Source organism: Anabaena sp. UHCC 0253 (assembly GCF_009712085.1).
Taxonomy (GTDB): Bacteria; Cyanobacteriota; Cyanobacteriia; order Cyanobacteriales; family Nostocaceae; genus Dolichospermum.
The window spans coordinates 259,201-265,446 of the sequence record NZ_VILD01000004.1 but is presented as its reverse complement, the minus strand read 5'-3'; the positions used below and the strand labels follow the sequence as shown (position 1 = coordinate 265,446).

At 35.6% G+C, this 6,246-nt stretch carries 4 protein-coding genes; 1 reads left to right on the top strand and 3 read right to left on the bottom strand.

Going from position 1 to position 6,246, the window contains the following annotated elements:
* Window positions 1-2,115 (bottom strand): filamentous hemagglutinin N-terminal domain-containing protein (locus tag FJR38_RS13100; RefSeq protein ID WP_168537475.1); only part of this gene is annotated, 2,115 nt, incomplete at its 3' end.
* A 301-nt stretch (window positions 2,116-2,416) separates the two neighbouring features.
* On the opposite strand from FJR38_RS13100, the gene FJR38_RS13095 reads away from it, so the two are divergent.
* Window positions 2,417-3,598, top strand: a complete 1,182-nt coding sequence (locus FJR38_RS13095; protein ID WP_254449451.1) for a hypothetical protein — start codon at window positions 2,417-2,419, stop codon at window positions 3,596-3,598.
* Window positions 3,599-3,712: 114 nt separating this feature from the next.
* Here the strand turns inward: FJR38_RS13095 and FJR38_RS13090 are convergent, their stop codons facing one another.
* Together FJR38_RS13090 and FJR38_RS13085 are read right to left on the bottom strand one after the other, a co-directional pair.
* Window positions 3,713-4,657, bottom strand: a complete 945-nt coding sequence (locus tag FJR38_RS13090) for an aldo/keto reductase (RefSeq protein WP_168537471.1) — start codon at window positions 4,655-4,657, stop codon at window positions 3,713-3,715.
* A 384-nt stretch (window positions 4,658-5,041) separates the two neighbouring features.
* Window positions 5,042-5,731: a DapH/DapD/GlmU-related protein gene (locus tag FJR38_RS13085; RefSeq protein ID WP_168498521.1), complete on the bottom strand. Its 690-nt coding sequence runs from the start codon at window positions 5,729-5,731 to the stop codon at window positions 5,042-5,044.
* Window positions 5,732-6,246: the final 515 nt, after the last annotated feature.

Sequence of the window (6,246 nt, the reverse complement as noted above, 5' to 3'; positions counted from 1 at the left end):
ACTTATTCCCTCAAACTTGATAGTATCAGTAGCGGTAATCTTCACACTACCTGCATCTCCCTTACCAAGGGTACTGGCAGAAAAGTAAGAACCATTTAGCAGTTCTAGAGATTTGGTAGAAATTTCTACACCTCCTGCGTTTCCTACTGCCTCTGACTCGACGCGACTAACAGCAACACTTTTACCATCAAATTTAATGGTATCAGTAGCAGTAATCTTCACATTACCTGCATCTCCTTTTCCCGATGTACTAGCAGAAAGTCTAGACTCATTCAGCAATTCTAGAGATTTAGTGGAAATATCCACATTCCCGCCTTTGCCTACTGCTCCTTCTTCTGCTGTACTGAAAGCACCACTGGAAGGGTCACTATTCCATATATTGTTTCCTGTGCCATCAAAAATTACAGTTTCGCTGTTAGTAATTGTGATGTTTCCTGCGTTTCCATTTCCAAATGTGCCAGCAAATAATTTACTACCATTTTTGACAGAAAGTGAATTACTTGAGATATTTACATCTCCTCCATCGCCTTGACCATTTTTTCTAATTTGTGTAATTAAAGAGCCACCACTATCAAGAGAAACAGTAGGAGCTTTTATATTTATTGAACCACCATTACCTATTGATGCCTCACCTACTTCACTAAAAATGACTGCATTATTGTTAATAGCAACTTCTTCACTGGCTGTAATATTTACGTTACCCGCTTGTGCTTTTAGGTTATTTTCGCCTTTACCATTAATAATACTAGCAGCAACTATAGCTTTATCTTTAATAAAGATTGAGCGTGCTATTATATTAATATTATTACCATTTCCTATTCCTTCATTTGCTACATCAGTGCCAACAGTAGCATCTCCATTTTGTTGAGTTCCAGCCAATTCAACTATATCACTGGCAGTGATGGTTATACTACCTGCATTTCCTTGTCCACCATCATTTCGTGATAAGATTCTAGCATTATCTTTGACTGATAATGAACCAGTTGTAATTATAATATTACCTGCATTTCCCTTACGAACAGTAGATGTTTCTATGCGAGATTTATTTAATAAATCAATCCTATTCAGTGCATCAATAGATATATCACCTGCATCAATATTTTCGTCATTAGCCTCTATAATATTACTGTTTTTAGTATTTAAATTAGAATTATCAATTATGACATTTATAGGTGAAAATGGTTCATTTAAAGTTTGAGATTTACCGATAAAGATACGTCCAAAATTTCCCTCACTGGATACATTACTATTATTAATCTCTATTTGTTTACTGGCATTTAATATAATATCTCCAGCAAATTCAGAGCTAGTGTTATTGGTGCTTAAAGTAGAATTATTGATGATAATATGTTGAGGTAAAAAGGTATTAATAGGGTCTTGAAAACTACCAATTTTAATTACACCAAAGCCATTAGCATTTGTACTATTAATTTTAGCGTTTGTAATTGTAACTTGATTAGGGGCATTCAAATTAATATCTCCCCCTGCTTGTAATTGACCAGATAAACTAAGATTATCTGCATTAAATGTTAGATTTTGACCAACTTCCAAATTACCTTCATTTTTAATTTCTGATTGCTGAGTTATTAAAGCATTTTTGAATAATGCTCCTGGTTGCACAGAAAGTAAATTACTACCTTGGGGATTAGTTGCACTAAATAAACCATCCTCTCCTAATTTAATACTATCCGCAGTTGTAGCAGTAAATGATCCACTAATATCTAAACTGGCATTTTGTCCAAAAATAATTCCATGGGGATTAATTAAAAATAAATTTGCTGTTCCTTCTATTCCTAACTTTCCTAAAATATTAGAAACATTACCACCAGTGACACGAGTTAATATATTGTCAATTCCTGTAGGATTGGCAAAATAAACACTTTTACCTGCATCTACATTAAATTCTTGAAAACTATGAAATAGATTTGTACCTCTAGTAGCACCACCTTCTATTCTGTCTTTTGAAAGATCAATTTGGTTCACAATTGAGCTTTCTGTACCTAATGTGTTATCTGGTGTAAGTTGAGCAAATGCACTTTGATTTGTAATTGTGCCACCAATAATAAATAAAGTGGTTAGTCCTAATTGGCAATACTGCTGTGTTTGAGGCTGCATTTTTAAAATCCTTGCTTTGACCTAACTCGCTTTATCTGTAATAATACTATATATTTACGTAAATATTTATAGAAAGATGAGAAATAATGGTTAGAATTACTTATAGTTAAATTACGGAGGTTTATAAGGTCAATGAGAATGTTTTCCAGGTAAACTTTTTTGCATATTTCTGGCGATATCATACTATACGGTCTAGTATGTATCTTAAATATGAATGACTATGTTCGGTAAAATAAAATTTGCGGCGATTATTGTAGGGGGTACAGCAGGGATCTTGTGGGTTGTAAATTTACCTTACCCCATGATTCGTCGACCTGTAGCTCAAGCAGCGCCATTGCTGTTATTACCCAGTTTTATGAGTATGGATCGTCACTACCGAGGTGCTATTGATTCTCTGGAACAGGCAGATCAATTAATTAGTAAAGCTACTAGCATTGCAGATATTGAACGGGGTGGAGAAAAAGTCAAAGATGCTAAAAAACACTTGGAATATTTACCAGTTTGGTTTTTGGGTTACTATCCTCAACGTTATTGTACTTTATTTGGTTGTTCCTGGAAGTTTACTTTTGATGAATTTGAACAAGCACGTCAGCGAGTAGCACGGTTAGAAGCTGTGGCTTTTCAGGATAAAAATGCTTTAGTACCATTTAATGAAGCACAGAAAGCGTTATTGACAGCAAAGCAGGAATATCAAGAAGCGAAAAATACAAAAGATCGAGAAAGTGCCATAGCATCTTGGCAAACAGCTATAGATAAATTAGATCAAATTTCTCAACAAACATTCGCTGGTAAAAATTCCCAAACCCAACTTGCAGCCTACAAACGTGATTTTGAAAATGTGCAAATTAGTAATTTTATTGCTGCTGCCCAGGAATTTGATTTAGAAGCCCAGAAAGTTAAATCTACAAACTCTCAAGCAGCATCAGAATTATGGCAACAAGCAATTACTAGACTTGAACAAGTACCAAATAAAAATCCCCGTTATTTAGATGCACAAAAATTAATAGCTGCATATCAAGTCAAACAAAATACTGTTGTTGATCAACGCAGTTCGACTTTAATTGAAGCTGGAAAACAGTATGCTTTAGCTGCTGCGAAAGCTGCCCAAAATCCCCCTCATACAACTCAAAAATGGGAACAAATTGGTGAATTATGGGAAAATGCAGTTCAGCAATTAAAAAGAATTGAAGTTACTGAACCCAGTTATGTGGAAGCACAAACATTAATAGCACAATATCAAACCAATTTAGGAACTATTAAGATTCGTCAGCAAATGGAAAGTGATGCAGTGGAAATTCTTACCGAGGCTAACAAAGAAATTCAACGATTGATTGCTTCTCCACCAACTGACAAGAATCAAATTAGAGCCGAAATTCAGGGAGTTATGACTCAACTTAATACCATTAAACCAGGAACTACTGCTTATGCTGAGTCACAACGATTATTGACATTAGCCAATCAAAGAATTCAGCAATTAAAGTAATTCGTTTTTCTTAATGGTTGAAAAATCAAATTATGCTGTGGGGATAAATGTTTGGCAAGTGAGGATTTTCACCTCACCTATATTAGGAATATTTGCGCGGTATTCAAAGTTAAATTAATGTAACCAAGGACGGGAAATTTTTTCTAATTCGGCAATTTCATCTTCAGTCATTTTCCAACCTAAAGCACCAACATTTTGTTTAACTTGTTCAGCATTTTTAACTCCAGCAATGGGAATTACATTACCTTGGGCAATTAACCAATTTAAGGATACTTGAGCGGGAGTGCGATCGTATTTTTCACCAATTTCTCTTAATAAAGATAAAACTGGGGCGATTTTATTTAAACCATCTCGACTAAATCGCGGATCTATGCTTCTTGCGCCCGTAGGATTTTGAGAGGGTGTATACTTACCTGTGAGTAATCCTTGCGCTAAGGGACTATAAGCTAAAATAGTTACACCTAAATCACGGGCTGTTTGAGAAATACCGTTACCTTCTATTTGCCGCGTCAGTAAAGAATAACGCATCTGATTTACAGCCAACTGTACACCCCTAGCAGCTAATAGCTGGTGTGCTTCTCGCATTTGGGCGGCTGAATAATTACTCACACCAACTGCGCCAATTCTGCCTCTTTTTACTTCATCTGCGAGGGTATTCATCAGAGTTTCTTGACTCAAAAAGAAGGCGAAAGGCCAATGAACTTGGTATAATTCAATTCTCTCAACTTGTAACCGTTGGAGACTGGCGGTTAAAGCTTCTGATACAGATTTACCATCCCAACGCCAAGGTAATGGTCCAAACTTTGTCGCAATTTGTACCTGTTGGGTGGTTTGTTTCATGAACTTTCCTAAAAACTGTTCTGAAAGTCCTAAACCGTAAATTTCTGCTGTATCAAAGAAGGTGACACCAGCATCTAAGGCTGCGGTAAAAGCTGCTTGTAACTGTTCTTCTCCGTAGCTGTCGCCGTAGTTCCAAAATATTTTATCACCCCAAGCCCAAGTCCCTATACAAAGAGGGGGAACAGCGAGACCATTTTTTCCTAATGTGATGGTTTCCATTTTGGTCAAATTGGTTATATTTACATTTCTTTACTTTCTTAGTCTATCCACGACTAATGCAATTTGACCAAAAACTGTATGTAATGGTTTCCATTTTGGTCAAATTGGTTATATTTACATTTCTTTACTTTCTTAGTCTATCCAGGACTAATGCAATTTGACCAAAAACTGTTCACTGTCTACATGGTTTGCTGATAGCGTAAGGGTGGCGTTAGCTATAAAAGTCTTTCGGTTAGGGGCGTATACATGACGGGAGATGGAAGTATCAGTATTCGGTGTAAGTGTACGGGCAAAGTAAGTAAGTGTAAGGGCGAAGCATTCGGAAAATAAACTTGGGAAAAACCGATAAATTATCGTCCGAATGCTTCGCCCCTACAGGAGTAATTACAAATTACAAATTACGTTTGCAACTCGGCTCTTAATAACTTTTGCCGGTATACCCACTGCAATGGAATAAGGGGGAATATCTCTATTGACAACCGCACCTGCACCAATAACGCTACCTTTACCAATAGTAACGCCATCTAATACAGTTACTCCATGTCCTAACCAGCAGTCATCTTCAATGGTAATTCCTTGGCGAGTAATACCTTGATCCTTTATTGGTAACAATGGATTGCTAAAAATGTGATTATTAGCATATAGTCCAGAATGGCTCGCTATCATACAGTGTTTACCAATGTGGATATCTCCAGGTCCGGCAATACAAACGTTAGGAGCAATAAAAGTATTTTCACCTATGTGTATGCAGGTATTTTCTAAACAACCTATATCCACATTGCGCTCAAGTGCTACTCCATTTGCTAAATGAATTTTATTGTTTGGGTGTCCTTTGGCATCTAAACGCACATTTTTAAATATATGTACCCCATTGCCTATTTCAATACAAGCAGTAGAGAAAAACTCTACATCATGCTGAATGTAAACTTTATTACCAAGAACTGCAAAAATATGTTGATATATTAATCTTCTTAATTGAGGACCCAGGGCAATATTAGGAATACTTCCTAATAAGGTGGTTATTAATAGTTCTTGGAATCGCTTTAATTTTGCAGAATATTGTTGGTTAATCATAGCTAAAAATATCTCCAATAAATTATTTAGACAAGGTGAAAAATTGATATTTTTTTGTATCTTGTGGTGTAGGACTATTATTTGATTTTTGCATAATGCCTACTATTGACCACTGAAGATTGTTCCCAAATGATTGAGAATTTCTGTATTTCTAGATGCAGTTAATTAGTAATTATTCACCATGAAGCCCAATGTGAGATTATCCTAAAAACAGTCCGCAGTCTCTTGGAAATCTATAATACCAATCTTTTTTTCGAGTTAGAAGCCTGAAGATGTAGAGAATTAGTTAAGTTGGTTTAGGAAAAGGTTTTGCTTTCTCTTTTACCCTTTTTCATTAATCGAGAAGTCTTGGTAGTAAAAGACATTTTTGTAAACTAAATCATGATTTGGAATTTTAAAAATGCTTAATCTCTAAGCTTGCTAATGTTGTGAGATTGGTAGTTGATTTTTGCCGTTTTGTACTAGTAAGAATCAACAAGTATGGAACAATAAGAGTACATTGACAAAATTGAAAA